The sequence below is a fragment of the Amycolatopsis sp. NPDC051128 genome, from assembly GCF_040682715.1.
In the GTDB taxonomy this organism is placed as follows: Bacteria; Actinomycetota; Actinomycetes; order Mycobacteriales; family Pseudonocardiaceae; genus Amycolatopsis.
In genome coordinates, this window is sequence record NZ_JBFBBN010000025.1 from 14,831 (window position 1) to 41,429 (window position 26,599).

Annotated in this window: 25 protein-coding genes; 13 read left to right on the top strand and 12 right to left on the bottom strand. The window is 70.4% G+C overall.

What is annotated here, in order from left to right; all coding sequences use genetic code 11:
• The first annotated feature begins 62 nt into the window (after positions 1-62).
• Positions 63-821, top strand: a complete 759-nt coding sequence (locus AB0M82_RS24265) for an NAD(P)H-binding protein (RefSeq protein ID WP_364725837.1) — start codon at positions 63-65, stop codon at positions 819-821.
• 203 nt (positions 822-1,024) lie between these two features.
• On the opposite strand, the gene AB0M82_RS24270 is transcribed toward AB0M82_RS24265, so the two are convergent.
• Positions 1,025-1,351 (bottom strand): hypothetical protein, encoded by a 327-nt coding sequence (locus tag AB0M82_RS24270; RefSeq protein WP_364725840.1) that lies wholly within the window; start codon positions 1,349-1,351, stop codon positions 1,025-1,027.
• A gap of 316 nt (positions 1,352-1,667) precedes the next feature.
• Between AB0M82_RS24270 and AB0M82_RS24275 the strand changes: the two genes are divergently transcribed.
• Positions 1,668-2,630 (top strand): zinc-binding dehydrogenase, encoded by a 963-nt coding sequence (locus AB0M82_RS24275; protein ID WP_364725843.1) that lies wholly within the window; start codon positions 1,668-1,670, stop codon positions 2,628-2,630.
• A gap of 39 nt (positions 2,631-2,669) precedes the next feature.
• On the opposite strand, the gene AB0M82_RS24280 is transcribed toward AB0M82_RS24275, so the two are convergent.
• On the bottom strand, positions 2,670-3,251 hold the full coding sequence (locus AB0M82_RS24280) for an SMI1/KNR4 family protein (protein ID WP_364725846.1): 582 nt from the start codon (positions 3,249-3,251) through the stop codon (positions 2,670-2,672).
• Positions 3,252-3,741: 490 nt separating this feature from the next.
• Between AB0M82_RS24280 and AB0M82_RS24285 the strand changes: the two genes are divergently transcribed.
• From AB0M82_RS24285 to AB0M82_RS24300, 4 genes are all read left to right on the top strand, one after another.
• Positions 3,742-6,141: a ricin-type beta-trefoil lectin domain protein gene (locus tag AB0M82_RS24285; protein ID WP_364725849.1), complete on the top strand. Its 2,400-nt coding sequence runs from the start codon at positions 3,742-3,744 to the stop codon at positions 6,139-6,141.
• A gap of 34 nt (positions 6,142-6,175) precedes the next feature.
• Entirely contained in the window at positions 6,176-7,630 is a 1,455-nt protein-coding gene (locus AB0M82_RS24290; protein WP_364725852.1) for an arabinofuranosidase catalytic domain-containing protein, read from the top strand.
• Positions 7,631-7,714: 84 nt separating this feature from the next.
• The gene (locus AB0M82_RS24295; RefSeq protein WP_364725855.1) at positions 7,715-9,097 is read left to right on the top strand and encodes an endo-1,4-beta-xylanase; all 1,383 of its coding nucleotides are present in this window, start codon (positions 7,715-7,717) and stop codon (positions 9,095-9,097) included.
• Positions 9,098-9,256: 159 nt separating this feature from the next.
• A complete protein-coding gene (locus AB0M82_RS24300; protein ID WP_364725858.1) occupies positions 9,257-10,546 on the top strand; it encodes a ricin-type beta-trefoil lectin domain protein in 1,290 nt (429 codons plus the stop codon).
• Here the strand turns inward: AB0M82_RS24300 and AB0M82_RS24305 are convergent.
• Positions 10,491-11,435: an ROK family protein gene (locus tag AB0M82_RS24305; RefSeq protein ID WP_364725861.1), complete on the bottom strand. Its 945-nt coding sequence runs from the start codon at positions 11,433-11,435 to the stop codon at positions 10,491-10,493. The genes AB0M82_RS24300 and AB0M82_RS24305 overlap by 56 nt on opposite strands.
• Before the next feature lie 548 nt (positions 11,436-11,983).
• A complete protein-coding gene (locus AB0M82_RS24310; RefSeq protein ID WP_364725864.1) occupies positions 11,984-12,415 on the bottom strand; it encodes a VOC family protein in 432 nt (143 codons plus the stop codon).
• A gap of 73 nt (positions 12,416-12,488) precedes the next feature.
• Here AB0M82_RS24310 and AB0M82_RS24315 point away from each other — a divergent pair, with 73 nt between their 5' ends.
• Together AB0M82_RS24315 and AB0M82_RS24320 are read left to right on the top strand one after the other, a co-directional pair.
• Positions 12,489-13,154 carry a GntR family transcriptional regulator gene (locus tag AB0M82_RS24315; protein WP_364725867.1) on the top strand — a complete coding sequence of 222 codons (666 nt, stop codon included), beginning with the start codon at positions 12,489-12,491 and terminating at the stop codon, positions 13,152-13,154.
• 250 nt (positions 13,155-13,404) lie between these two features.
• Entirely contained in the window at positions 13,405-14,028 is a 624-nt protein-coding gene (locus AB0M82_RS24320) for a hypothetical protein (protein WP_364725870.1), read from the top strand.
• Positions 14,029-14,321: 293 nt separating this feature from the next.
• On the opposite strand, the gene AB0M82_RS24325 is transcribed toward AB0M82_RS24320, so the two are convergent.
• The 3 genes from AB0M82_RS24325 to AB0M82_RS24335 all read right to left on the bottom strand — a co-directional run bounded on the left by AB0M82_RS24325 (position 14,322) and on the right by AB0M82_RS24335 (position 17,292).
• On the bottom strand, positions 14,322-15,014 hold the full coding sequence (locus AB0M82_RS24325; RefSeq protein WP_364725873.1) for a DUF4142 domain-containing protein: 693 nt from the start codon (positions 15,012-15,014) through the stop codon (positions 14,322-14,324).
• Between the two features lie 542 nt (positions 15,015-15,556).
• Positions 15,557-16,873, bottom strand: a complete 1,317-nt coding sequence (locus tag AB0M82_RS24330) for a replication-associated recombination protein A (RefSeq protein ID WP_364725875.1) — start codon at positions 16,871-16,873, stop codon at positions 15,557-15,559.
• Positions 16,874-16,914: 41 nt separating this feature from the next.
• Positions 16,915-17,292 (bottom strand): VOC family protein, encoded by a 378-nt coding sequence (locus tag AB0M82_RS24335; RefSeq protein ID WP_364725878.1) that lies wholly within the window; start codon positions 17,290-17,292, stop codon positions 16,915-16,917.
• A 90-nt stretch (positions 17,293-17,382) separates the two neighbouring features.
• On the opposite strand from AB0M82_RS24335, the gene AB0M82_RS24340 reads away from it, so the two are divergent.
• The 3 genes from AB0M82_RS24340 to AB0M82_RS24350 all read left to right on the top strand — a co-directional run bounded on the left by AB0M82_RS24340 (position 17,383) and on the right by AB0M82_RS24350 (position 19,930).
• Positions 17,383-18,378, top strand: coding sequence for a YafY family protein (locus tag AB0M82_RS24340; protein WP_364725881.1), 996 nt, complete (start codon positions 17,383-17,385; stop codon positions 18,376-18,378).
• A gap of 101 nt (positions 18,379-18,479) precedes the next feature.
• Positions 18,480-18,818 carry a PadR family transcriptional regulator gene (locus tag AB0M82_RS24345; RefSeq protein WP_364725883.1) on the top strand — a complete coding sequence of 113 codons (339 nt, stop codon included), beginning with the start codon at positions 18,480-18,482 and terminating at the stop codon, positions 18,816-18,818.
• On the top strand, positions 18,815-19,930 hold the full coding sequence (locus AB0M82_RS24350) for a hypothetical protein (RefSeq protein WP_364725885.1): 1,116 nt from the start codon (positions 18,815-18,817) through the stop codon (positions 19,928-19,930). The genes AB0M82_RS24345 and AB0M82_RS24350 overlap by 4 nt, the downstream gene beginning before the upstream one ends.
• Positions 19,931-19,963: 33 nt before the next feature.
• Here AB0M82_RS24350 and AB0M82_RS24355 read toward each other — a convergent pair whose 3' ends face one another.
• Entirely contained in the window at positions 19,964-20,410 is a 447-nt protein-coding gene (locus AB0M82_RS24355) for a hypothetical protein (protein WP_364725887.1), read from the bottom strand.
• A 249-nt stretch (positions 20,411-20,659) separates the two neighbouring features.
• Here AB0M82_RS24355 and AB0M82_RS24360 point away from each other — a divergent pair, with 249 nt between their 5' ends.
• Entirely contained in the window at positions 20,660-21,751 is a 1,092-nt protein-coding gene (locus AB0M82_RS24360) for a DUF2235 domain-containing protein (RefSeq protein ID WP_364725890.1), read from the top strand.
• 3 nt (positions 21,752-21,754) lie between these two features.
• On the opposite strand, the gene ligA is transcribed toward AB0M82_RS24360, so the two are convergent.
• From ligA to AB0M82_RS24380, 4 genes are all read right to left on the bottom strand, one after another.
• Complete coding sequence (gene ligA, locus AB0M82_RS24365) at positions 21,755-23,746, bottom strand: NAD-dependent DNA ligase LigA (RefSeq protein ID WP_364725892.1); 1,992 nt, start codon at positions 23,744-23,746, stop codon at positions 21,755-21,757.
• 50 nt (positions 23,747-23,796) lie between these two features.
• Complete coding sequence (locus AB0M82_RS24370; protein WP_364725895.1) at positions 23,797-24,435, bottom strand: DedA family protein; 639 nt, start codon at positions 24,433-24,435, stop codon at positions 23,797-23,799.
• Positions 24,436-24,722: 287 nt separating this feature from the next.
• The gene (locus AB0M82_RS24375) at positions 24,723-25,118 is read right to left on the bottom strand and encodes a bacteriophage spanin2 family protein (RefSeq protein ID WP_364725898.1); all 396 of its coding nucleotides are present in this window, start codon (positions 25,116-25,118) and stop codon (positions 24,723-24,725) included.
• 22 nt (positions 25,119-25,140) lie between these two features.
• Complete coding sequence (locus tag AB0M82_RS24380) at positions 25,141-26,067, bottom strand: TerC family protein (RefSeq protein ID WP_364725901.1); 927 nt, start codon at positions 26,065-26,067, stop codon at positions 25,141-25,143.
• A 185-nt stretch (positions 26,068-26,252) separates the two neighbouring features.
• On the opposite strand from AB0M82_RS24380, the gene AB0M82_RS24385 reads away from it, so the two are divergent.
• Positions 26,253-26,567, top strand: coding sequence for a winged helix-turn-helix domain-containing protein (locus tag AB0M82_RS24385; RefSeq protein ID WP_364725904.1), 315 nt, complete (start codon positions 26,253-26,255; stop codon positions 26,565-26,567).
• Positions 26,568-26,599 lie beyond the last annotated feature (32 nt).

Here is a 26,599-nt window from a genome sequence, read left to right on the forward strand (position 1 = left end):
TCGTATTCTCATCGTGCGCGAACGGGCGCGCTCTTGCAGCGTGGATGGTGGGAGGAGAAAGAGTGCACATCGCCGTGGCCGGAGCGGACGAACTGGTCGGCCCGCACGTCGTCGAGGCGGCTCGCGGGCGCGGCCACACGGTGGTCGCGCTGGCCCCCTCGACCGGCGTCGACCTCCTGGACGAAGCCGGGCTGAGCGCCGCGCTGGAAGGCGTCGACGTCGTGGTCGACGTCAGCAATTCCGCGTCCCTGGACGAGGAGCCTGCCCGGCGGTTCTTCACCGGTGCCGCGGCCAACCTGCAGCGCGTCGGCGCCGAGCGGGGGGTGCGGCACATCGTGACCCTGTCGGTCGTGGGGATCGACGACACCGGTTTCGGCTACTTCCGCGCGAAGGTGGACCACGAGCGCGCGGCGGGTTCGGGCCCGGTCCCCGCCACGATCGTGCGCGCGACCCATTTCCACGAGTTCCCCGGGCAGCTGGTGGGCCGGACCCGCGACGGCGACCACGCCACGGTGTTCGACCTGCGCGTGCAGACCGTGGCCGCGACGGCCGTGGCCGCGGCGCTCGTCGAGGTCGCCGAGGGCCCCGCGCAGGGCCGCACACCGGATATCGCCGGCCCTGAGCCTGCCGAGGTGCTCGACTTGGCCCGTGCGTTCGTCGACTACTTCGACCTGCGGCTGGAGCTGCGAACCGACGACCACACGGTGACCGGCATCGCCGAGAACGGCCTCCTCCCCCGGCCGGGCGCGACCATCCTCGGGCCGACCTATGCCGAGTGGCTCCACAGTGCCGAGGCCGCCGCGCTGGTTTCCGACGGCTGACCCGCAACCACACATGGTTGCCGCGAAACTCGGCAGTCGGCCGTCGAGATACCGACATTCGGCGGTAGTCAGGAGTCCCACGCGCTTCTTCAGGAACGGCTTGCCGACGCGGTACGAGCGAGCAGGGCGGACGTCTGCCCCGTAGGTTCAAGCTGTCGCAGTTGCGCGTCGGTGTCGCACTGCTCCACGCGCCGCCGACGCGGTCACCGCGCCGGCCGCGTCCGCACCGCCGCCAGCACCGGGCGTTCGCCGGCGGCGGCCCGGATCTCCTCCGCCGTGTGCCGGCATTCGCGGGCCGCGGCGGGGCCGGTCAGGCTCGCTCGCGCCTGTCCGAGCACCACGAAGGCGTACGCCTCGCCCAGCCGGTGCCCGGTGGCCCGGAACCCGGCGATCGCCCGAACGGCCAGGCTTTCCGCGGCCCCAGGAGAACCCGCGTTGAGACGCACCAGAGCCAGGCTGGTCAGGGCCTGCTCGGCCAGCAGCCGGAAGCCGCCCTCCTCGGCGTGCGTGGCCGCGTCGTCCGGATCCACAGTGGACAGACCGATCAGGGTGGCGATCCGGCCGCGCAGGTAGCTGATCTTCTCCGAGCTGCCAGGCGACCGGCACCCTCCACCGGCAAGTCCCCCCGGCCGGTGAGCTCCGGACCCCCGCCCCTCGCACCGACCGCCTGGCGGAACCGATCTTGCCGGGCGCCGGTTGAAGCCGGGCAAAACCGGCTCAGGCGGCCAGGTGCGCGGCGGCGGCCCGGCTGGGGAGATCCCGGGCGCCGGCCACGATCCTGGTCCTGGCAGACCCAGGCACGGCCGGGCCTGTTCCGGTGCTCCCGGCGGCCGCAGGATCGTAGCCATGACGAACAGCATGAAGGCGGTCACCATCCCCGAGTTCGGCCCGGCCGAGGTCCTGCGGCTCGACGCCGTGGCGGTTCCGGAGCCCGGGCCGGGCGAAGTCTCGATCGACGTCGCCTACGCCGGCGCCAACTTCGCCGAGGTCCTCTACCGGCAGGGTGTCGTGGACATCCCGCTGCCCTTCGTGCCCGGCATCGAGGTTTCCGGCCGGATCCGCGCGTTGGGCGAAGGCGTCGAGGGCCTGACGGTGGGGGAGCCGGTCGCCGCGTTGACGATCGTGGCGAGCGGCGGCTACGCCGAGATCGTCACCACCTCCGCCGACCTGGTCGCCCCGCTGTCCGGGACCGCGCTGGAGGTGGCGGCCGCGGTGCCGTCCAACAGCACCACCGCTTTCCTCGTCCTCGAGCGCGTGGCCGGGCTGAAGCGCGGCGAACGCGTCCTGGTGCACGCCGCGGCCGGCGGGGTCGGCAGCCAGCTGGGGCAGGTCGCCCGCCTGCTCGGCGCGGGCCGGGTCGTCGGCACCGTCGGGAGCGAAGCGAAGATCGCCACCGCGAAGGCGTTCGGTTACGACGAGGTCGTCCTGCGCGACGAGGTGGCGGGCACCGGCGAGTTCGACGTCGTGGTGGACATGGTCGGCGGGCCGTCGCGCCGCGCGAGCCTGGACCGGCTGGCGCCGATGGGGCGGCTGGTGGTCATGGGCAACGCCTCGGGCGCCGTGGACGTCGGCATCTCGGCCAACGAGCTGTGGTTGACCAACAAGACCGTGTCGGGGTTCAACCTCGCCGCGTTCTCCGCCGTGGCACCGGAAACCGTGGGCCGGGCGTTGCGCCGCGCCGTCACGGCCGTCGCGGACGGCACCCTGCGTGTCGACGTCGAGTCGTTGCCGCTGACGGACGCGGTGACCGCGCACCGCCGCATCGAAGCCGGTTCGACGACCGGCAAGCTCGTGCTCCGCGTGCGGTGAACCACGTCAGGTGCCCATCTGAGTACGTGCCGACGGACGTCACCCGAGGTCGCTGTCCCAGGTCAGCATTCCTTCTTCGTTAGCAGCGGCTGCACCGAGGCGTCCGGCGACGTCGGTGAGCAGGTGGGTCACGCTGTACCACTCGGCCGCGTATGCGCCTTCGCTGGCGTACCAGTCCATGAGGCAGCCGTACCGTTCACCAGGCCGGGTGTCGACGCACAGCATTCCGCCGTCGATGGAGCGACAGACGGGGATCAGCGCCGCGCAGTACGGGAAGACGGTTTCGCCGGCCGGTTTGTGGTGGCGGTTGTCGTCGGAGCAGCAGTCGAGATCGCGATATTCCCGCTGCTGGAGGTATTCGTCCCGGGCCCGTCGCACGGCAAGGGGCACGAAGTGGTGAGGGATCAGCGCCCCGGCCCGGTAGTCGCGCTCGTCGTCGATGCCGTCCATGACCGCCCACCACGCGAGAAGGTCGGTGGGCGGCTCGGCGGGGAGCACGTTCAGCACCCGCCGCACCTCCGTGGCCGGCGCCGGAGGCCTGATCACCCGTGCGGTCGCGGGCGCGCGGTCCTGGAGCAGAGTGACGATCTGCTGCCACGTCCGTGTGACCAGCGCAGTCATCCCGGATCCCCCTTTCCTGGTCCGTGAGCTCGTACCGGGAACAGCCTATCCATCGCCCGGACGAATTCGCTGAATCGATACGAACAATGCCGATCCGTCCGGCGGCAAGAAAGTTACATCCGCGCGGAGCGGGAACCGGTGGGCGGCAGATGTCCGCAACACCCCTGTCACCTGCGGTGATGGCCGGCGCGCGGGCCGGTGGACACGAAGTCCCGGAAGGTGCGGCCGGTGCTGGAGTTCGGCGGTTGTTCGCCGACAGTGTCCCTGTTAGCGTTAACGCCCAGCCTGCTCGCCATCGACGAAGATGGGGTTCTCATGTGCGCTGTTTCGCGTGCCTCCCCGGGTGGAACGGCGCGTTTCCCGTTCGCTGGTTGATCGATTCGTCCACGGCGCTTTCAGCGTTCCCGACCTCCGCGGGAATCCGGCGCACCGGCAAATCCTGGGCCGTCACGGCCGTTCGATCCGCCCTCCGTCGAAAGTGAGGACATCCATGGCCGTGAGCCAGTTCAAGAGCGGGAGAACCGTGATCGCGGTGATCACCGCGGTCGTCTTGGCCGTAGCCGGCAGCGTCGTCGCCGCGGCGCCGGCCCAGGCCGCCACCTCGATCACGATCAACGGAGGTTCGGGCGGACGCACGTTCGACGGCGTCGGCGCGGTCAGCGGTGGCGGCGGCAACAGCCGCCTGCTGATCGACTACCCCGAACCGCAGCGCGGCCAGATCCTCGACTACCTGTTCAAGCCCGGGTACGGCGCCGCCCTGCAGATCCTCAAGGTGGAAATGGGCGGGGACACCAACTCCACCAGCGGCGCGGAGCCCAGCCATGCCCACTTCCGCGGGGATCTCGACTGCAACCGCGGGTACGAGTGGTGGATCATGGAACAGGCCAAGGCGCGCAACCCCGGCATCAAGCTCGTGGGCCTGCCCTGGGGAGCGCCGGGCTGGATCGGCAACGGCACCTTCTTCTCCAACGACCTGACCGGCTACTACCTGTCGTGGCTGGGGTGCGCCAAGCAGCACGGGCTGACCATCGACTACCTCACGAGCGTCCAGAACGAGAAGCAGTGGAGCGCCGACTGGACCGTCACCCTCCGCAACGCGCTCAACGCCAACGGGTACAGCGCCGTCAAGGTCATCTCCGGTGACTCCTGGCCGGGTGACTGGGGACCCGCCAGCGCGATCTCGACCAACACGGCCTACCGCAACGCGACCGACGTGCTGAGCGCCCACTACACGTGCGGCTACCTCAGCGCGCAGACGTCCTGCGGCGTCCCGGCCAACGTCGCCAACTCCGGCAAGACGCTCTGGTCCAGCGAAAACGGCTCCCAGGACTACAACGACGGCGCCAAGCCGCTGGCCCGCGGCATCAACCGGGTCTACCTCGACGGCAAGATGACCGCCTACCTCAACTGGGACCTGATCGCCGCCGTCACCCCGAACATCCCCTGGCCGACCGTGGGGCTGATCCTCGCCAACCAGCCGTGGTCGGGCTACTACTCGGTCGGCAAGGACGCGTGGGCCCTGGCGCACACGACGCAGTTCACCGCGCCGGGCTGGAAGTACCTCGACTCGTCGAGCGGCTACCTCGGCGGCAACCGCAACAACGGCAGCTACGTTTCGCTGAAGTCGCCGAACAACACCGACTACAGCACGGTCATCGAGACGATGGACGCCACGTCGGCCCAGACGCTGAACCTGAACGTCACCGGCGGGCTGTCCACCGGCCCGGTGCACGTGTGGGCGACCAACCTCAACTCGAACAATCCCGCGGACCACTTCGTGCGCGGCGCCGACATCACGCCGTCCGGTGGCGCCTTCTCCCTGACCGCCCAGCCCGGCTACCTCTACACCATCACGACCACCACCGGGCAGGGCAAGGGCACCGCGACCAGCCCACCGCAGGGCTCGCTGAACCTGCCCTACAGCGACAACTTCGACGGGTACGCGGCGGGCAAGGAAGCCAAGTACCTGATGGACATGGAGGGTGCCTTCGAGACGGGCGCCTGCGGCGCCGGCCGCGCGGGGACGTGCGTGCGCCAGGCCGCGACGCAGAAGACGATTCCCTGGAAGAAGTTCGTCGATCCGTACGCGTTGCTGGGCAATGTGGCCTGGAGCAACTACACGCTCAGCGTGGACGTGCTGCTGGAGAAGGCCGGGTACGTCGAGCTGCTCGGCCGGGCCGGTTCGCAGGACACGGGCAACCAGGGCGCGCTCAACGCCTACTACCTGCGGGTCGGCGACAACGGGGCCTGGTCGATCCGGCGCAACAACACCAGCCAGCAGAACACCACGCTGCGGACCGGGACGACGACCGCGCTCGGCACCGGCAGCTGGCACAAGCTGTCCCTGGGCTTCTCCGGCAGCACCATCACCGCCTCCGTCGACGGCGCCGTGATCGGCTCGGTCACCGACGGCACCTTCCCGGCCGGCCAGGTCGGCATCGGCACGAGTGTGGGGGAGACCGCGCAGTTCGACAACCTCGACGTCGCCGGCTCGGGCGGCGGGTCGACCTCCGTGCTGCGCAACAACGCTGCCAGCCGCTGCCTCGACGTGCCGGGCGTGTCGCAGACCAATGGCACCCAGGTGACGCTGTGGGACTGCAACGGCGGCACCAACCAGCAGTGGACCCTCACCTCCGGGAAGCAGCTGCAGGTGTACGGCAGCAAGTGCCTCGACGCCGAGGGCTCCGGCACCACCGCGGGCACCCGGGCGATCATCTGGGACTGCGCGGGCGGCGCCAACCAGCAGTGGAACGCCAACGCCGACGGGACGATCACCGGTGTCCAGTCGGGGCTGTGCCTCGCCCCGAACGGGGGCGGCACGGCGAACAGCACACCGGTCACCCTGCAGGCCTGCACGGGCGGCAACGCCCAGAAGTGGACCCGGAGCTAGCAGCCGCATTCCCTCCGGACAAAGGAGTTCGCCGATGACCGCACGAGCACGGTGGAAGAGATTGTGGCCGGCCGTGGCACTGGCCGCGGGCGCGGTGGCCGGCACGGCCACGACGTCGCAGGCGGCCACCCAAGGGCCGTGCGACCTCTACGCGGCGGGCGGCACGCCGTGCGTCGCCGCGCATTCGACCACCCGGGCGCTGTACGGCGCGTACAACGGCTCGCTCTACCAGGTGCGGCGAGCCTCGGACAACACGACGCGGAACATCGGGCTCCTGACCGCGGGCGGTGTCGCGGACGCCGCGGCCCAGGATGCGTTCTGTGCCGGCACGACCTGCCTGATCACCGTCATCTACGACCAGTCCGGCCGCAACAACCACCTCACGCAGGCGCCTCCGGGCGGGTTCCCCGGGCCGGCGTCAGGCGGGTACGACAACCTGGCCAACGCGGCCGCCGCCCCGATCACCGTCGGCGGACAGAAGGCCTACGGCGTGTTCGTGGCTCCCGGTACCGGGTACCGGAACAACAACGCCACCGGCACCGCGACCGGTGACCAGCCGGAGGGCATGTACGCGATCTTCGACGGCACGCACTACAACGGCGGCTGCTGCTTCGACTACGGCAACGCCGAGCGCAACAGCCGGGACAACGGCAACGGCACGATGGAGGCCATCTACTTCGGCAACATCAAGGTCTGGGGTTACGGTGCCGGAAACGGGCCATGGATCATGGCCGACCTCGAAAACGGCCTGTTCTCCGGAGTCAACCAGCGCTACAACGCCAACGACCCCACCATCAGCCACCGCTACCTGACCGCGATCATCAAGGGCGAACCCAACCACTGGGCCATCCGCGGTGGCAACGCCCAGTCCGGCAGCCTGTCGACCTTCTACGACGGCAAGCGGCCGAACGTCTCGGGCTACAACCCGATGCGCAAGGAAGGCGCCATCATCCTCGGAACCGGCGGCGACAACAGCATCGGCTCCGCGGGCACGTTCTACGAGGGCGTGATGACGTCCGGGTATCCGTCGGACGCCACGGAGAACGCCGTCCAGGCCAACGTCGTCGCGGCCGGCTACGGCACCGGGAGCTCGAACACGGGCACCGGCCCGCTGCACGCGGTCGGCGCGGGCAAGTGCCTGGCCGCACCGAATTCCACCCAGGGCACGCAGCTGCAGATCGCCGGCTGCACCGGCCAGCCGAACCAGACCTGGACCAGCACGTCGGACGGCAGGCTGACGGCCACGCTCGGCGGCGCGACGCTGTGCCTGGACGCGTCCGGCCAGGGCACCAGCGCGGGCACGAAAGTGGTGACCTGGTCGTGCAACGGGCAGGTGAACCAGCAGTGGACCGTGAACTCCAACGGCACGGTCACCGGTGTCCAATCCGGACTGTGCCTGGACGTCACCGGCGCCGCCACCGCCGACGGCGCCCCGGTCGAACTGTGGACCTGCAACGGCGGCAGCAACCAGCAGTGGACGCTGGGCTAGCCACCCCTCTTCAACGACGAAACGAGGGCTGCAATGATCACTGGCTCACTCCCACGGAGTCGCCTCAGAACCGCCTTCGCCGCCTTGGCCACGGCGGGCCTGTCGGCGACCGCGCTGGTGCTGTCCACGGGAACCGCCGAGGCGGCGAGCACGCTCGGGGCCGCGGCGGCGCAGAGCGGGCGGTACTTCGGTGCCGCGATCTCGACGAGCCACCTCGGCGAGGCGGCCTACGTGAACACGTGGACGTCGGAGTTCAACGGTGTCACGCCGGAGAACGAGATGAAGTGGCAAACGGTCGAGCCGAACCGCAACCAGTTCAACTTCGCGCCCGCCGAACAGATCGTCAGCCAGGCGAGAAACAAGGGGATGAAGATCCGCGGGCACACGCTGGTGTGGTACCAGCAACTGGCCCCGTGGGTCGGTGGGCTGGACGCGAACAACCTGCGCTCGGCGATGCTGAACCACATCAGCCAGGTGGCCGGCCACTGGAAGGGCCAGGTCATCGCGTGGGACGTGGTCAACGAGGCGTTCGAGGAGAACGGCACCCGGCGGCAGGCGACCTTCCAGGAGAAGCTCGGCAACGGCTACATCGAGGACGCGTTCCGCGCGGCCCGCACGGCCGACCCGAACGCCAAGCTCTGCTACAACGACTACAACACCGACGGTATCAACGCCAAGAGCACCGGAATCTACAACATGGTCCGGGACTTCAAGAGCCGTGGCGTGCCGATCGACTGCGTGGGCTTCCAGAGCCACCTCTCCTCGAACTCGAACCTCGGCAGCTATCAGGCGAACCTGCAGCGCTTCGCCGATCTCGGCGTCGACGTGCAGATCACCGAGCTGGACATCGGCGGCTCGGGGTCCGGCCAGGCGAACGTGTACCGGCAGGTCACCCAGGCCTGCATGGCGATCTCCCGCTGCACCGGCATCACCGTGTGGGGCGTCACGGACAAGTATTCGTGGCGTTCGCGGGACACCCCGCTGCTGTTCGACGGCAACTACGGCAAGAAGCAGGCCTACACCGCTGTCCTCGACGTGCTCAACGGCGGGATCCCGAATCCCGGCGGCGAGGGCACGGTGCGCGCCGTGGGCGCGAACCGCTGCCTGGACGTGCCTTCTTCGTCGACCACGGCCGGCACCCAGCTGCAGATCTGGGACTGCAACACCGGGGCCAACCAGCAGTGGACCCGCGGAAGCGCGGGGGAGCTGAGCGTCTACTCCGGTGACACGAAGCGGTGCCTGGACACCGCGGGCGGCGGGACCGCCGGAGGAACGGCGGCCGTCATCGCGACCTGCACCGGGGGCAACAGCCAGAAGTGGACCGCCGGCGGGAACGGCACCCTCACGAACGGCCAGTCGGGACTGTGCCTGGACGTGAACGGCGCCGCGACCGCCAACGGCACCAAGGTGATCATCTGGGCCTGCAACGGCGGATCCAACCAGCAGTGGGCCGGGCCGACGACCTGAACCCTGCCGTCCCGCCATACGTGAGCTCGCGGGAAGGGGAGCACCGGCCGGCGTCGCAGTGAGAGGCGACGCCGGCCGGGCCGGTCTCCTCTGGCCGCGCGGCCCGAACGACGCGGAGCTGATCGCCCATGGCGCACGTCAAGGAAGGGATACGTTCGCATGTTCCGTAAATTGAGATGGGCGGTGGCTCTGGCTGCCGTGGCGGTCGCTTTTGGGGCTGTCGCGCCGGCCGGTGCCCGGCCGGCGTTCGCTGCTGACAATCCGTATCAGCGGGGTCCGGATCCGACGACGGCGAGTGTCGCGGCCACGCGAGGGACCTTCGCGACCGCGGAGTTGACTGTGGGCGGCGGGAACGGCTTCGCCGCGGGGAAGATCTACTACCCGACGGATACCACCCAGGGGACGTTCGGGGCGATCGCGATCGTGCCCGGGTATACCGCGACGTGGGGGGCCGAGGGTGCGTGGATGGGGCATTGGCTGGCGTCGTTCGGTTTCGTCGTCATCGGGATCGACACGCTGAGCCGTAACGACTTCGACACCGCCCGGGGGACGCAGTTGCTGGCGGCGCTGGACTATTTGACTCAGCGTAGTTCGGTGCGGGACCGGGTGGACGTCACGCGGCTGGCGGTGATGGGTCACTCGATGGGTGGGGGTGGCGCGATGTCCGCGGCGTTGCGTCGGCCTTCGCTGTGGGCCGCGGTGGGGTTGGCGCCGTTCAGTCCGTCGCAGAACCTGACCACTGACAAGGTCCCCACGTTGCTGCTGGCCGGGCAGAACGATGGGACGGTCAGCCCGTCGAGCGTCCAGGGCCTGTACAACGGCATTCCGGCCGGAGTGGAGAAGGGGTATCTGGAGCTGGCTGGTGCGGGGCACGGGTTCCCGACGTCGTCGAATTCGGTGATGATGCGGCGGGTCATTCCGTGGTTGAAGATCTTCGTCGATCATGACACGCGGTACAGCAAGTTCCTGTGTCCGTCGTTGGCGGATTCGGCGGGTGTGTCGGGCTATCGGAGCACGTGCCCGCTCGATGTTCCGGGTGGTGGTGATCCGGGGCCGGGTGATCAGGCGGTCAGTTTGGTCGGGGCGGGCTCGGGTAAGTGTGTGGACGTGCCGAACGCGTCTCAGGCGAACGGTGTCGCGCTGGTCGTGTGGGCCTGCAACGGCGGGACAAACCAGCGCTGGACCCCGACGTCGGCTGGTGAGTTGCGGGTTTACGACGGCGCGAAGTGTATGGACGCGGGGAGCGGGCAGCCGGGGGCGGCGGTGACGATCAACTCGTGCGGCGGTGGCAACGGTCAGAAGTGGACGGTGAACGCCAACGGCACGATCACCAACGCTCAGGCCGGTGCCTGTCTCGACGTGTCCGGTGGCGGCACCGCCGACAACACGCCGGTCATCGTGTGGAACTGCACCGGCGCCTCCAACCAGGTCTGGACCCGCCAGGCGTGAGGGGGGAGCATGACGTGCGCTTTGATAAATGAGTGAAGTAAGATGATTCGCCGGTGGCCTGGCGATCGCCGCGCTCGAGCGATGTCAGGAGGCGGATGACAGCGGGGGTTCGGACGGCTGGAGGTTCTCCGGCCAGCCGCACGCCGCTGTGCAGCGGCACGAGCTCGGACTGCAGCACCATCGCGGCGGCGTCGATCGCCGGCGCCGTCGCCGCCGCCCGGGACAGCCGCATTTCGACCGGGTGGTTGGCGCGGGCGAAGAACGTCTTGTCCAGTTCCCGTTCGACCGCCGGCAGGTAGCTCGGTCCGGCGATGGCGAAGCTGGGGCCGGTGAGGACCACGGCTTCGAGGTCCATGATGTTCGCCAGGTTCCGCACGGCGACGGCGACGTAGCGGGCCGAGCGCTCCAGCAGGGCGACCGCGCCCTCGTCGCCGCGTCGCGCGGCCCTGCTGACCGCGGCGAAGTCCGGGATCACCGACTGATCCGGTGTGCGGTCCCGCCGGGACAGCCCGGCCGCTCGGGCGAGCCGCCGGTCGGCGCGCGCCGCGGCCACGACCGCGGCCGGTCCGGCCAGGATCTCGAGACAGCCGTGCGCGCCGCACCAGCACTCGGGACCGTCCAGGTCGAGGCAGGTGTGGCCCAGTTCGCCGGTGTTGCCGCTCGTGCCCCGGTAGCTGATTCCGTTGACGATCAGCCCGGCGCCGATGCCGCTGCCCATGTACAGCGCGGCGAAGGTGGCCGGCAGGTCCACGCCGCCGGACCAGTGCTCGCCGAGCGCGGCGGCGGTCGCGTCGTTGTCGAGCACGACCGGCAGGCCGGTGGCACGGCGCATCTCCCCGCCCAGCGGGAAGTCCGCCCACCGCCGCATGGCCGGTGGGGTGATCGCCATTCCTTCGTTGGCGCTGAGCGGGCCGGGAAAGACCCAGGCCGAAGCCCAGCAGGCGCTCGCGGTCGACGTCGGCGCTCGCGACGAGCGCCCACGCCTCTTCGGTCATCCGCTTCACCACCGCTTCCGGAGCGGCGTTCCCCGCGCCGGGCCGAGAGATGCGCGCGACCACGGCGCCCGCCAGGCCCGCGCGGTCGCCTTCGGGATCGAGCACTTCCGGTCGTGTGGCCGCGCACCGCCGGAGCGCTCGTCTGGCAGCTCAACGACTGCTGGCCGGTCACCTCGTGGGCCGCGATCGACTCGGACGAACGGCTCAAGCCCCTGTGGTACGCCCTCAAGCACGCCTTCGCCCCCCGGCTGCTGACGGTCCAGCCGCGCGACGGCGAAGACGTCGTCATCGCGGTCAACGACACCGCCACACCCTGGTCGGGTGATCTCGAGCTGGAAACGAACTGGTCGACGGCGGCCCGGTCGCCGAACGCTGGTCGCCCGCCGCGAAGTGCGTGCTGCGCGCCAGCACCGCCCCGCCCGCCTGAGCAAGCGACGGTCGTTCAGGCGGCGAAGACCTGCGAGTCGTCGGCGAAGGCCTTGAACTCCAGGGCGTTGCCCGCGGGGTCCAGCAGGAACATCGTCCACTGTTCGCCGGTTTGGCCCTCGAACCGGACGTAGGGCTCGATGACGAACTCGGTCTTCGCGGCGCGCAGCCGTTCGGCCAGTTGCTGGAACTGTGGCACGGTGAGGATCAGGCCGAAGTGGGGGACGGGCACGTCGTGTCCGTCGACGGGGTTGTCGATCCGCCGCGGGCGCGCCGGCGCGAGGTGGGTGACGAACTGGTGGCCCCGCAGGTTCCAGTCGATCCACGTCTCGGAGCTGCGGCCCTGGGGCAGACCGAGCACGTCGCCGTAGAAGGTGCGGGCGGCGGCCAGGTCGTCGACCGGCATGGCGAGGTGGAAGCGGGGGATGGGTGAGTCGAGAACGGTCATTTCCGAAGTGGTCCCTTCCGGCAGCCTGAGTCTTGTAGCAATGTTAACATTACGACAAAATGGGAGGACGGCGATGAGCGAACCTGGCCGGGTGGCACCCGCGCGCCGCAGGGGCTTGGCCGACGAGGTCGCCGACCGGGTCAGGGACGCCATCTTCGGTGGCGCCTACCCGCCTGGCGCGCAACTGCGCGAAGTGGAGCTGTCCACGGCCCTGGGGGTCAGCCGTGGGCCGGTGCGGGAAGCCCTGCTCAGGCTGGAACGCGAAGGTCTGGTCCGCAGCGAATGGCATCGCGGTGCGACGGTGACGACACTGTCCGATGAGGACGTCGCCGAGCTCGACAGCCTGCGTGCGGCGCTGGAGCAGCTCGCGGTCCAGCTGGTGATCGCCACCGCCACGGACGCCCAGCTGACGGCGATCGACGAGGTCGTCGAACGGATGGAGCGGGCACGGGACGAGCACGAGATGGTGCGCTGCGACATCGACTTCCACGACGCCGTCTACGCCGCGTCCGGGCACCGGCGGCTGAACGAGGCGTGGCAGGCCATCCGGTCCCAGGTCCACTTGTTCCTGCTGACCCGCATCGGCGTCGAGTCCGAGGGCTACCTCACCCGCGTCCCGGCCGAACACCGGCGGCTCTCCGACGCCCTGCGCGCCCGCGATCGGGACACCGCCCTCGAACTCTTCGCGACACACCGTGGCGAAGCCTTCGACATCCTCATCGCCCGGGGTTCGGATTGAAGACGGGGTGGAAGCTTTCCGGCGGGGCGAGGTAGGGACGTGTTCGCCCGGCCGGTCCACGGTGATGCGGGCGCCACGGTCACCCTGCCGCGCACCCTTGCGCCGTCCATGGGAAAGCATGCCGCCACTCGGCCGACGAGGCGGTTGTGGAACCGGGTCCGGCCGGACTCACTCACGTCGGCAGACGTCGTAAGAGATTCCTAATCATCGATCCGGCGGGTGCGCGGCCGACCAAAGCTAGTCTCGGCCGGTGCATGGATCACGATGGTTTCAGGTCGCGCTGTCAGCGGTGCCGGGTTTGCTGCTCGCCGGGTTCGGTGCCGTCCATCCCGCGGCGCTCGACGCGGCCACCGCGCCGTCGTGGACCACGTTGCACATCATCCTGCTGCCTGTGTTCCCCTTGCTCGCTGCGGCGCAATGGTTTCTGCTGGCGTCGGCGCCGCTGTGGCTTCGTTGGCCAGGGCGGCTGGCGACGTTCGGTTTCGCGGCCTTCTACGGAGGTCTCGACGCGGTCGCCGGTATCGCCGCCGGCACCGTGACGGAAGCACAGCACGGCGTCACGCCCGAGGTCGGCTCCCTGTTCGAGGTCGGCGACCTGCTCGGGCACATCGGCGCCGGGTGCTTCCTCGCCGCCACCGTCCTGATCATCGCCGCGACGACGGCGCGCGCAGGGTGGCGAGCACTGCCCGGCGCGGCGTTCCTGCTGATCGCGAGTGTGTCCTTTCTCGACAGTCACATCTTCTGGCCGCACGGCGTGTTCACCATGATCGGCGTCGCCATCGGGATGTCCCTGCTTCAGTACGCCGGTTCGGCCGTGCCCGGCACACCGACGGCGCCCGCGAGGACCTGGTGTCGCGCGTCCCAGGTTCGTTGACGGGGCCCGGGGTTGCGCCCCAATGTGGCGTTGGGTGCGTTGGACGCACCGAACGCCACATTGGGGCGTAGGGTCCGCCGCCCCTTCGGGCGTTTCCGGGCCGGCCACGTCCGTGTCCTCTGTGGACCGAACTCGGACACGGGCCGGATCATCGCTGTGCTGTGCCGAAGGGTCGTCCGACGGCCGGCCATCAGTGGTAGCGGTCCTGTGTGGTCGACCGTTTCGGCAGCAACGCCCGCAGCTTGCCCGCGCCGTCCGTGATCGGGTCCTCCGCCGGGCACCTGGGATGCCGCCTACTTCGCCGGTGTGACAGCCGTCGCCACTTCTTCGAGTGTCTTCGGGTCGACGAGCCCCGTGTCCTCGAGGACCTCCATGTGGTCGAGCACGGTCTGGTTCGCCTGCTTCGCGTGCCGCCGGATGAGATCGTTCTGCGTGCCGGCGCGCACCTCGCCGATGGTGGCGAAGATCTTGCCATGGGACGCGCGAAGCAGGTTCGCGAAGAGCTTGTCGAACTCGAGCCCTTGTGCGTTGGTCAGCTGCCGAACCCAGCCTTGCTGCTCCGCCGTGGCCTGGTCCGGCAGCCGCACGCCGAGAATCTTGGCGTCCTCGCGGACCAGCTGGTCCAGGTGGGAATGGCCGTCGAGCAGGTGCAGGCCGGCGCGTTTCACCGCTTCGCTGCTGGCGTGGGTCTGGGCCAGGTCACCGGCGGGGATCTCCCACAACCCGGCCTGACGGACTTTCACGAGGAACGTCTTGTCCAGTTCGGTGACCGGACCGACGCCGGTCGCGGTCTCCCCGGACCCGGCTTCGGCGGCCGAGCCCATCTGCATGCCGTCGTGGGCGTAGCCAGCCGAGTTCCCCGCCGGTTGCTCCGCATTGGCCTGCAGAACCATCACGGACCCCGTCCCGAGCACGGCCAGGGCGGCCGCCGCCACGAGTGCTGTGCGAGCCTTGGTCTTCGCTGTGATGCCACGGTGATCCGGCATTTGAATCTCCTTCTGCGTCCGTTCACAAATTCATTCACGTGAACGTCCATTTTGGACTCGATGTGGCGCTGAACACGCACACCTGCGACTGGAATCAAGCGGCGCCGCCTCAGGTTACGACCACGAGCCACTGTGGACACGACGAGAGAGCGATCGTCACATCTCGGTAATCTCCGCCCGCGCGGCCTTCTTCCGGCGACTCGTGGTTCGCCCGGAGACGCCTGGGCAGGCTCCGCTCCGGACCGCCGACGGTCAGAGTTCGGGCTCCACCCGGATACACGGACCGCGGTTCATTTCGGTTCGACATATTTCCGAACATTTCCCCGGCTGCCGGGATCGACCGCGCTCGTATTTGACGCGTGTCGGCGCGCCAAGGCGCCTTCGCCGACTACGAAATCGGCACGACGGTGACGCTGCGGAACACCGGTGCCGAGCCGTTGACCGACCTCTACGCGGGCTGCGACCCGGGTGGTTTCGAGCGGGAGCTGGACGTGCCGCACGAGCAGTGGGCTGAGCCGGCGGTCCGACGACGACGTGCGCGCTCAGTCGTCGTCCTCCCGTTGGGCGCGGAGGGCGGCCCATTGGCTGAGCCGTCGCCGGATCTCTTCCTCGTACCCGTTGGAGGTGGGGCTGTAGAAGGTTTCGCGGTCCATCTCGGCGGGGAAGTAGTTCGCGCCCGAGAAACCGTCCGGCAGGTCGGGGTCGTACTGGTAGTTCTTGCCGTAGCCGATGTCCTTCATGAGCCGGGTCGGTGCGTTGAGGATGTGCGCCGGCGGCATCAGTGAGCCGGTCTGGCGCGCGTGTCGTTGTGCGGCGCCGAATCCGCGGTACACCGCGATGGATTTCGGCGCGGTCGCCAGGTAGACGACGGCCTGCGCGATCGCGAGTTCCCCTTCGGGGGAGCCGAGGCGTTCGTAGACGTCCCAGGCGGCGAGGGTCTGGTGCACGGCCTGGGGGTCGGCCATCCCGATGTCTTCGTTGGCGAAGCGCACGAGCCGCCGGGCGACGTACAGCGGATCCTCTCCGCCGTCGAGCATGCGGGCGAGCCAATACAAGGCCGCGTCGGGGTCGGAGCCGCGCAGGGACTTGTGCAACGCCGAGATCAGGTTGTAGTGCCCTTCCTGCGCCTTGTCGTACAGGGGTGCTCGCTTCTGCACCTGCTGGGTCAGCCCGGCGACGTCGAGCGGTGGGGTTCCTTCGGGGAGCGCCTGGAGCTGCTCGATCATGTTGAGCAGGTAGCGGCCGTCGCCGTCGGCCATGGTGATCAGTGCCTGGCGCGCGTCCCGGTCGAGTGGCGGCGGGCGCCCGGTGAGGTGTTCGGCGCGGTCGAAGAGGGTTCGCAGCGCGGTCTCGTCGAGTCGTTTCAGCAGGAAGACCTGGCAGCGGGACAGCAGGGCGCCGTTCAGTTCGAAGCTGGGGTTTTCGGTCGTCGCTCCGACGAGCACGATGGTGCCGTCCTCCACGTACGGGAGGAAGCTGTCCTGCTGGGCGCGGTTGAACCGGTGGATCTCGTCGACGAACAAGAGGGTGCCCTGGCCGACCTGTCGTCGGCGCTGGGCGGCCAGGAACACCTTTCGCAGATCGGCGACGCCGGAGAACGTCGCGGACAGTGGTTCGAACGCCAAGTCGGTCTGCCGCGCCAGGAGCCGGGCGATCGTGGTCTTGCCGCATCCTGGCGGTCCCCACAGGATCGCCGAAACCAGCCGCTGCCCCGCGACCATGCGCCCGATCGGGGCGTCGGGCGCCAGCAGGTGGTCCTGGCCGACCACGTCCTCGAGGGTCCGGGGACGTAGCCGGTCGGCCAGCGGACGCCGCGCGTCGTCGTCGAACAGCGGCAGCGGCGGGTCGGGATCCTTCATCAGCAGCGTTCAGGCCGGTCTTCGGTGATCATCAGGACACTTTACCGGCCACCTTGCGGGGTGAAGAAGTTCACGAGGTTGCCGTCGGGGTCGCGGAACAGCAGCGAGCGGTTGCCCCAGGGCATCGTGGTGGGTTCGTTGACGAAGTCCGCCACGAAGCCGGTCAGGTTCCGGTACACGCGGTCCACGTCGTCGACGAGGAACTCGAGGATGACGCTGCGGTTGGCGGCCGGGTGGGCGGAGCCGGGCGCGAACAGGGGGACGGTGCGGGTGCCGGCGATCGCGAGGGTGGCCGAGGCAGTCCTGATCTCGGCGAAGTCCTCGTTGGCCCAGGTCGCCCGCACTGCGGTGACGCGCTCGTAGAAGTCCACGAGGCGGGCGACGTCGCCGGTGATGACGCGGATCGAGACGAAGTTCATGGGTGCTCTCCTGGTGGTCGGTGCCGGTGACCGCACGCTATGACCGATACCGGACAGAACCCGCCCGGTATCCGAGGCAGAATCTGGGGCGTGTCCCGACCCATCGCTCGCGTGCTCGCCCTGCTGGAGCTCCTGCAGTCGGGCGGCATCCGGACCGTGGCCGAACTCGCCGACCGGCTCGACGTCGACGAACGCACGGTGCGGCGCTACGTCGACCACCTCCTCGACCTCGACGTGCCCGTCGAGTCGGTGCGCGGCCGCTACGGCGGCTACCGGCTCGCCGCCGGTTACCGCATGCCCCCGCTCATGCTGAGCGACGACGAGGCGCTCGCCGTGCTGCTCGGCCTGGTCGCGGGTCAGCGTGCCGGCTTGATGACGGCCACGGGCATGGCGAGCGAGACCGCGGCGGCCAAGATCCGGCGGGTGCTGCCCGAGCGGCTCGGCCGCAGGCTCGACGCCGTGCTCGGCTCCCTCACCTTCACCGCTCCGCCCGGCGAGCCGGCCTCGCCGGAGACCACGGTCCTGCTCACGATCGCCGACGCGGTGAGCCGGCACCGGCCGGTCTCGATCAGGTACACCGCCGCCGACGGCCGGCGCAGCGAACGCACGTTCCACCCGTACGGGCTCGTGGCCCACTCGGGCCGGTGGTACGTGACAGGTGCCGATCCCGCGATCGGCGAGGACCGGACGTTGCGGCTGGATCGCATCGCTGGTGCGAGGACCCTGCCCGGCTCGTTCGAGCCACCCGCCGGGCTCGATCCGGCGGAGCGCGTCCTGTCAGGGCTCGCCACGGCCCCCTACCGGCATGAGGTGACCCTGCGCATCCAGGGGACGACCGAGCAGATCCGCACCCGGCTTCCCGCCGGCGTCGCGATCGTGACGGAGCCGCCGTCCGCGAGTGGCGCGGACGCGGAGATCGAGCGCTGGTCCCGCGTCGAACTGCGCGCGGAACGGCTCGACTGGCTGCCCGCCGTCCTCGCGTCCCTGGACCTGCCATTCGTCATCGAGCGACCGGACGAACTCCGCGACCTCGTCGCGGCACTGGCCGATCGGCTCACGGATTCAGCGCGGCGAATGTGCTGGTAGCGGCCGTAGCCATGGCCACCGGTGATCCCGTTCGCGGTGGTGTCCGGCGAAGATGGCGTCGCCCTTGACAACTGCCTTGCGATGCAAGGTACCTTGTGTGCGTGACCACGGATGCCCAGTTGTTGGCCCAGCTTCGCCGCGGGGTGATCGAGCACTGCGTGCTGGCTTTGCTGGACCGCGGCCCCCGTTACGGCTTCGACCTGGTCCGCGCGCTCGCCGCGGTCGACGGTCTGGGCACCAGCGAGGGCACGATCTACCCGCTGCTGTCGCGGCTGCGGAAGGACGGGTTGCTGGAGACCACCTGGCAGCCATCGGACCAGGGCCCGCCGCGCCGCTACTACGAGCTGACCGCGCAGGGCCGGACCGCACTGGAAGTGTTCCACCGCCACTGGCGCAGCTTCCGCGCCGCGGTGGACGAGGTTCTCGAGGGAGACAAATGAACACCGTCAAGCAGTCCGCTGCTGCCACGGAGTGGCTGGCGCGCTTCGACCGCGTCGCTTCCGTTCTGCCGCAGGCCCGTCGGGGGGAACTGCGGCAGGAGCTCGCCGAACACTGGGATGCGCTGATCGCCGAAAGTACGTCCGAGGAGGAACTCGCCGCCGCAGTGGCCCGGCTGGGCGACCCGGCCGACATCGTCGCCGCGGAGGGGCTTCCGCCGGTGTCCCCGGCCCGATCCCGCGCCGCACTGGGCCTGCTGTTGTTGCCGCTGACCGGCTTGCTCTACCTGGCCCCGGCGCTGCCGCCCGGCCCGCCCAGTGTGGCGCTGGTCGTGCTGGCGTCGCTGGTCGTGCTGGCCATGGTGCTGCGTGCGGAGGCCACGGCGGGCACCCGGGCGCTGGGCGTGCTGGGCGCGCTCGCCCCGCTGCTGGCCGGGCTGGGCGGCATCCTGGACAGGGTGTTCCAAGCCGGGCATCTGGGGACGCACGAGCCCGCCGGACCCGGACGGGAACTCCAGTACGTCTGGGCGAGTGACTCCTGGGTGGTGGGGCTCGGTCAGCCGGCGATGCTGTTGCTGGGTCTGGGCCTCCCGGTGCTCGCCGGACTGCGCCTGCGCCGCCCGGAAACGCCGGGGGACACCCGCTTGTTCCTCGGCAGGCTCGCCCTGCTGCTGACGCCGGCGGTGGGCCTGGCCGCCGCGCTGCTGCTGTCCGGCGCCCGCCTGGGCACCTCGGTCGGGACTCTGCTCGACGGTCCGCTGCTGGTCGTCGCCCTGGTGTGCGGCGCGGCCCTGCTCGCCGCCGGGGGGCTGCTGCTGGTCCGGCCCGGAATCGTCCTGGCCACCAAAGTTCTCGTCGCGGCCGCGGTCGTGGCCGCGCCGGTCGGTGTGGTGCTGCTGGCCCAGCACGAGACCCGCTTCGCCGGAGTTGTGCAGGACGCCGGAGCGGAGCCGCCGCCGGACGCGATGCGCGCCCAGGCCGTGCCGGACTCCGTACTCGCGCCCGCTCCCGCGTGGGTCCCGGCCGACCAGGGCGTCCGCCGGGGTCTGGGGCTGCTGTTCGTGGTCGCGCTGCCGCTGGTGGCCACCTGGCGCGTCGGCGGCCGCGTGCGGTGACCGGGCAGCCGCTCTGGTGCGGCTGAACCTGGGTCAGCTCCCGCAGGGGCCGAAGTACAGGCACTCGATCAACGCCCTCGGGTCGAGCGCGCGTGCTCGCGGCTCGAGGACGTCGAGCAGGGGAGCGAGCCGGTCGAGGTCGACCGCGCCGTCGGCGGTGAAGGCGAAGAACTGTTCGCGCGTGTCGTGCTCGGCGCAGCCGCTGCCGCGCAGATTGCCCGCCGGGACGACGCCGAACACCTCGTCGCCGTCGCGGTCGTACGTGAAGTAGCTCTGCAGCGGGACCGGGGTGGTGTCGGAGACCGTGTTCACGTGCCGTCCGCCGTAGCTGGCGGGGTAGTGCCACCCGGAGTGCGGGTCTTCGGCGAAGGCGAGGTCACCGGGATCGCTGCCGCCGTCGACCTGCCAGCCCCGCCCGGTCAGGAACTCGTGTACCCCGAGCTGGCGGGCGAGCATCAGCTCGGTCGACGACATGGCCATCGTGGTTCCCTTCGCGACGAGGCGGTCGGGCTCAGTGTCGCCCCCACGGGACGGCCACGACCGGGTGACCCACGGCCGAAACCGGAGGATGGACCCCGCGGCCGCGGGCCGTCCGGACCGTTCCCCCATCCCGGTGCCGGGATTGCTCCTTTAGGGTGTCGTACCGGGGGGAGCGGTAACCGGGCCGCCGATCCTGCGACCCAGGGGGCAGGCGGGGCGGTCTCTGCTCCGCCCGGGGAGGGGAACGGCATGAAGCGTCTGGTGATCTGCTGCGACGGCACGTGGAACACGCCCGACCAGGAAAAGGACGGCCGGCCGTGCCCCACGAACGTCACGAAGCTCGCGCTCGCGGTGGCCGAAGACGGCGGCGGCGGCGTCGCCCAGCGCCTCTACTACCACCGAGGGGTCGGGTCCTACGGCCGGCCGCGGCTGCGCGGGGGCGCGTTCGGCGTCGGCCTGTCCCACGACGTGTGCCGGGCGTACCGGTTCATCGTGGACAACTACGAGCCCGGCGACGAGATCTTCCTCTTCGGCTTCAGCCGGGGCGCCTTCACCGTGCGGAGCGTGGCCGGCCTGATCAACAACGCGGGCGTCCTGCGCGCGGAGCACGTGGACCGGCTCGACGACGCCTACACCCTGTACCGGGCCAGGGCCATCAAGCCCCGCGACATCGAATCCGAGCTGTTCCGGCGCTCCTACAGCCACGAGACGTCGGCCTTCCACACCCGCATCCGGTTCATCGGCGTCTGGGACACCGTTGGCGCGTTGGGGATTCCGACCATCGGGCCGAAGTTCCTGACGAACTGGGTCAACCGCCGGTTCGCCTTCCACGACACGGAACTCAGCGGCCGGGTCGACGCCGCCGTGCACGCGCTCGCGATCGACGAGCAGCGCCGCGCCTTCGAACCGACGCTGTGGTCGCAACGGGACCACGCCGAGGACCAGTGGATCGAACAGGTGTGGTTTCCGGGCGTCCACAGCGACGTCGGCGGCGGCTACGCGGATGCCTCGCTGGCCGACGTCACGCTCGGCTGGCTGGCCGGGCGCGCGCAGAAGTTCGGCCTGGCACTCCGTCCCGGCGCTTTCACGAAGGCGGGCGGCTGGGGCGTGGACGGGTCGATACTCCCGGCGGTCGGGCCGGACCCGTTCGGGAAGATGAACGAGTCCCGGAAGGGTCTCTACCGGCTGCAGCGCCGCCTGCACCGCCTGCAGGGGGACTACCGGAAGGCGGCCGGTGTGTCCGTCGCGTCCACGGCGATCCTGCGGTACGACGAGAACGGCACCTACCCGCCCGGCTTCCCCGGCTTCGCGGACGCTCACCCGGCCACCGAAACCGGGTGACGGCTACACGATCCCGGCGGCGATCAGCTGCTGCCAGATCACGCCCTGGTCGACGACCTCGACGCCGTGCTTCTCGGCCTTCGTCAGCTTGCTCGCGCCCACGTCCGCGCCGGTGATGAGCAGGTCCGTGCTCGCCGAGACCGACGTCGCGGCCGTCGCGCCGGCCTTTTCGCACAGCCGCTGGAACGTCGGGCGGGCGACCTTCTCGCCGGACCGCGGATCGCTGAGCGATCCGGTGATCACCACCGTCTTGCCCGCCAGCGGCGCGCCGGCCGCGACCACCGGGGGCAGGTCTTCTTCCCGCACGTCCAGGGAGACGCCGGCTTCGCGCAGCCGCTCGAGCTCGGGGCGCAGCCGGGTGAGGTGTTCGATCAGCGAGGCGGCCACCTTCGGCCCGATGTCCTCCACCGCCACGAGCCCGTCGACGCCCGCGTCGGCGACCTCTTCCAGCGAGCCGAACCCGGCCCGGCACAACCGGGTGGCGGTGCCTTCCGAAGCCATCGGGACGGCGAGCCCGATCAGCGCCCGGCGCAGGCCGACCGACCGGCTCGTGTCGATCGACTCGATCATGCGCGTGGCCGAGACCTCGCCGATGCGGTCGAACTCCAGCAGCCGCTCCTTGGTCAGCCCGTAGAAGTCGGACGGGCGCTCCAGGATGCCCGCCTCGGCCAGCCGCTCGATCCACACGCCGCCGATCGCGTCGATGTCCGCCGCCGCGCGGGACGCCCAGTGGATCAGCCGCCGCACGGTCTGGGCGGGGCAGGAGACGTTGGTGCAGAACAGTTCCCGGCTGTTGCCCTGCTCGGTCAGCGGCTGCGCGCACGACGGGCAGTTCGACGGCGGGACGATCTCCCGCTCCGCGCCCGTGCGCTTCGAGGCGTCGAGCACCCCGGCGACGAACGGGATCACGTCGCCCGCGCGGCGCACCAGCACGGTGTCGCCGATCTTGATGCCGCGGGCGCGGATCACCTCCTGGTTGGCCAGCGTCGCGCGGGTGACCGTCGTCCCGCCCACGAACACCGGTTCGAGCCAGGCGACCGGCGCGATCTTGCCCGTCTTGCCGACGTCCCAGACGACGTCGGCCAGCACCGTGGTCTTCTCCTCGGCGGCGAACTTGAACGCCAGCGCCCCGCGGGGCGAGCTCGACCGGGTCCCGGCGGCGGCGTAGGCGTCCCGGTCGGCCAGCCGCAGCACGGCGCCGTCGAGGTCGTAGTCCAGGTCGTTGCGCTGCCGCTCGATCGTGGTGATCACCGCCTGCGCGGCCTCGGCGTCCGTGCAGCGCCGCATGTCGGCGGCGGTGAACCCGAGCGTCCGCAACGCGCTGCCGAGGTCGGTTTCCGCGCTGTCGGGTTCGGTGTACAGGTCGAAGGCGAAGAACCGCAGGTTCCGGCCGGCGACGGTGGCCGGGTCCTTGGCCCGCAGGGTGCCCGCGGCGGCGTTGCGCGGGTTGATCAGCGGCTTGTCCGGGTGCGCGGCGTTGTAGGCGGCGAAGGTGGAGCGCAGCATGACCGCCTCGCCGCGGACCTCCACCCGGCCGGGGGCGTCGACGTGTTCCGGGATCCCGTCGGTCAGGGCCCGCACGAGCATCGTGACGTCGTCGCCCGTCGTCCCGTCGCCGCGGGTGATCGCCCGCGCCAGGCGGCCGTTCTCGTACACGACGGCCAGCGACAGGCCGTCCAGCTTCGGCATGACCACCACCGGCTGGCCGGGGAAGCGGTCGAAGAACGCCACGACCTGCTCGGACCGGGTCGCCTTCTCCAGCGACAGCATCGGGCGCGAGTGCCGGATCGGCGCGTGCAGCACCGCGGGCGCGCCCACCTGGTCGAGGGGGTTCGGGTCGGGCGCCAGCCCGGGGTTGGCCTCGATCAGGCTCCGCAGCTCGTCTTCGATCGCGTCGTACTCCGCGTCCGCCACCACCGGCGATCCCCGGTAGTAGGCGTCACGCAGCGCGACGATCCGGTCGGCGAGTTCCTGAATGCGCTCCTGGGCGTTCACAGCGGAAGACGTTACCCGGGCCCACCGACAAAACCCCGGTACGCCCGTGGTCAGCGCGCCTTGATCCGGCGGGCGACGAACAGTCCGGCGGCGGCGGCGACGGCCGCGACGACGACGTACTGGAAGGCCGTCGCGTACCGCTCGACCAGCGCCCAGTTCTCGCCGAGCAGGTAGCCCGCGACGACGAACCCGGTGTTCCAGATCAGGCTGCCCGCCGTGGTGAACAGCAGGAACCGCCCGAACGGCATGCGCTCCACCCCGGCCGGAACGGAGACGAGGCTGCGGAAGACCGGGATCATGCGGCCGAAGAAGACGGCTTTGCCGCCGTGGCGGGCGAACCAGGCCGCGGTGCGGTCGTAGTCGGCGGTGCCGACGAGCGGGATCCGGCCGGCCAGCCGTCGCGTGCGGTCGTGGCCCAGCAGCGCGCCGAGGACGTAGACGACGACGGCGCCCGCGACGGAGCCCAGCGTGGTCCAGAACAACGCGGCGGTGAGGCTGAACATGCCGCGGCCGGCGGCGAAGCCGGCGAGGGGGAGCACCAGTTCGCTCGGCAGCGGCGGGAAGAGGTTGTCGAGCCCGACGACGAGGGCCGCGCCCGGGCCGCCGAGGGACTCCATCAGCCCGACGGCCCAGCCGGCCACGCCGGTGAGTTCTCCGGTGGTGGCCGGCGGAGCGGCGGACGCGGTCATGAAGTCCTTTGGTAGCGGGGTTTCGGCGGGTCTCGGTGCGGTCCGGCTTGGCCGGTGTCGCGCGTCCGAGGTTCGTTGACGGGGTCCGGGGTTGCGCCCCAATGTGGCGTTGGGTGCGTTGGACGCACCGAATGCCACTTTGGGTGCGTTGGACGCACCGAATGCCACATTGGGGCGCATCGCCCCGAGCGTCAACCAGCTTTCGACGCGTGGCACCAGGTCCGGCCCGGTTTCGCCGTCGGCGCCGGGCCGGGAGGCCGCCGCACGCGGCGGCGACCTCCGCTCGGTCAGCGCCCGCAGGCCTTGGCCAGCGCGGAAACCTGGTCGGTCTTCTTCTTCAGCCAGTCCGCCGGCGGGTTGACGAGGTCGTCGACCGTTGTCTGGCGCAGGGTTCCGGCCAGCGTGTCGATCGCCTGGCCGACCGTGGCGTCGCCGGCCCGCGAGGCCAGCCCCGTCAGCTTGTCGGCGGCCGCGTGGGCGTGGTCGGCCGCGGCCCGCGGGTCGGTCAGGTCCGGCGTGGTCGTGGCGATCTGCACCGCTTCCACGCAGACGGCGGCGGACGAGGCGGCGTTGCCCACCTGGCCCGCGGTCTCGGAGGCCTGCTGGGCGACCCCGCATCCGGTGAGGGCCAGCACGAGGCCGCCGGCGATGACGGCCGTCGCGAGGCGTTCGGTCGAGCGCATGGTGATCGTTCCTTTCGAGGGGTCAGGGTTCCGAGCGCGCGGCGACCCGCGTCCGGACGAAGCCGGCGACGATCGCGGTGCCGAGGATCAGGCCGACCACGGCCAGGGAGAGCGCGGTCGGGATCTTGTAGAGGTCCAGCAACAGCATCTTCACGCCCACCCAGACCAGCACCAGGGCCAGGCCGAGCTTCAGGTACACGAACCGGTGCATGAGGTCGGCGAGCAGGAAGTACATCGCCCGCAAGCCGAGGACGGCGAAGGCGTTCGACGTGAACACGAGGAACGGCTCCTGGGTGACGGCGAAGATCGCCGGGATCGAGTCGACCGCGAACACGACGTCGGTGATCTCGATCAGCACCAGGACGGTGAGCAGCGGCGTGGCCACCCAGCGGCCGCCGTGGCGGACGAGGAACTTCTTGCCGTGGTAGCGATCGGTGGACGGGACGAGCCGGCGGAACGCCCGCAGCACGACGTTCCGGTCGTAGTCGGCGGTCTGCTCCCGGTGCAGGGCCATCCGCACCCCGGTGAGGACCAGGAACGCGCCGAACACGTAGAGGATCCACGCGAAGCTCGCGATCAGGGCCGAGCCCGCGGCGATGAACACCGCCCGGAACACGAGGGCGCCGATCACGCCGTAGAACAGGATGCGGTGCTGGTGTTCGCGGGGGACGGCGAAATACCCGAAGATGATCCCGAACACGAAGACGTTGTCGACCGCGAGCGACTTTTCGATGACGTAGCCGGCGAAGTACTGGCCCGCGAACTCCCCGCCCCAGGCCCACCAGACGACGGCGCCGAAGGCCAGTCCCAGTGCCACCCACACCCCGGACCACGCGAGCGCTTCCCGGACGCCGACCACGTGCGCCCGGCGATGGGCGGCCAGGTCGATGGCGAGCATCAGCAGGATCACGCCGAGAACGGCGGCCCAGGCCCAGATCGGGACGGTCATGACACACTCCTCCGGTTCGGTGACGAACCGGAGGTCTCCCCGGTCACACGAGTGTGACGCCGGCACCGGGCTGCTCACGGGCAGCCGGACTGACGATGCCGGACCGGGCGGGTACTCCCCTCCGCTGCCTCCAGAATGACGAACTGCACTTCGTCTGTCAAGTTCGGACGGCTACGGTGTGCGGTATGGCTTCGTGGACGTTCCTCAGCAACCACGCGCACGTCCTGCTGTGCGTGGCCGCGGATCCCGACCGGACGCTGCACGACATCGCCGAGCGGGTGGGCATCACCGAACGCGGGGTGCAGCTCATTCTCGGCGACCTGATCGAGGCGGGCTACCTCGAACGTGAGCGCGTCGGCCGGCGCAACCACTACAAGATCCACCCGGAAGGCCGGTTGCGGCATCCCCTGGAAGCGCACCACCGGGTGGCCGACCTGGTCGCGGCGCTCGGCCTCGACACCGGCGAGCACGTCCCGCCGCGTGTCCAGGCACGTGAGTGAAGTTTCGGTGCGGTGGATGACTCGGTCCTGTC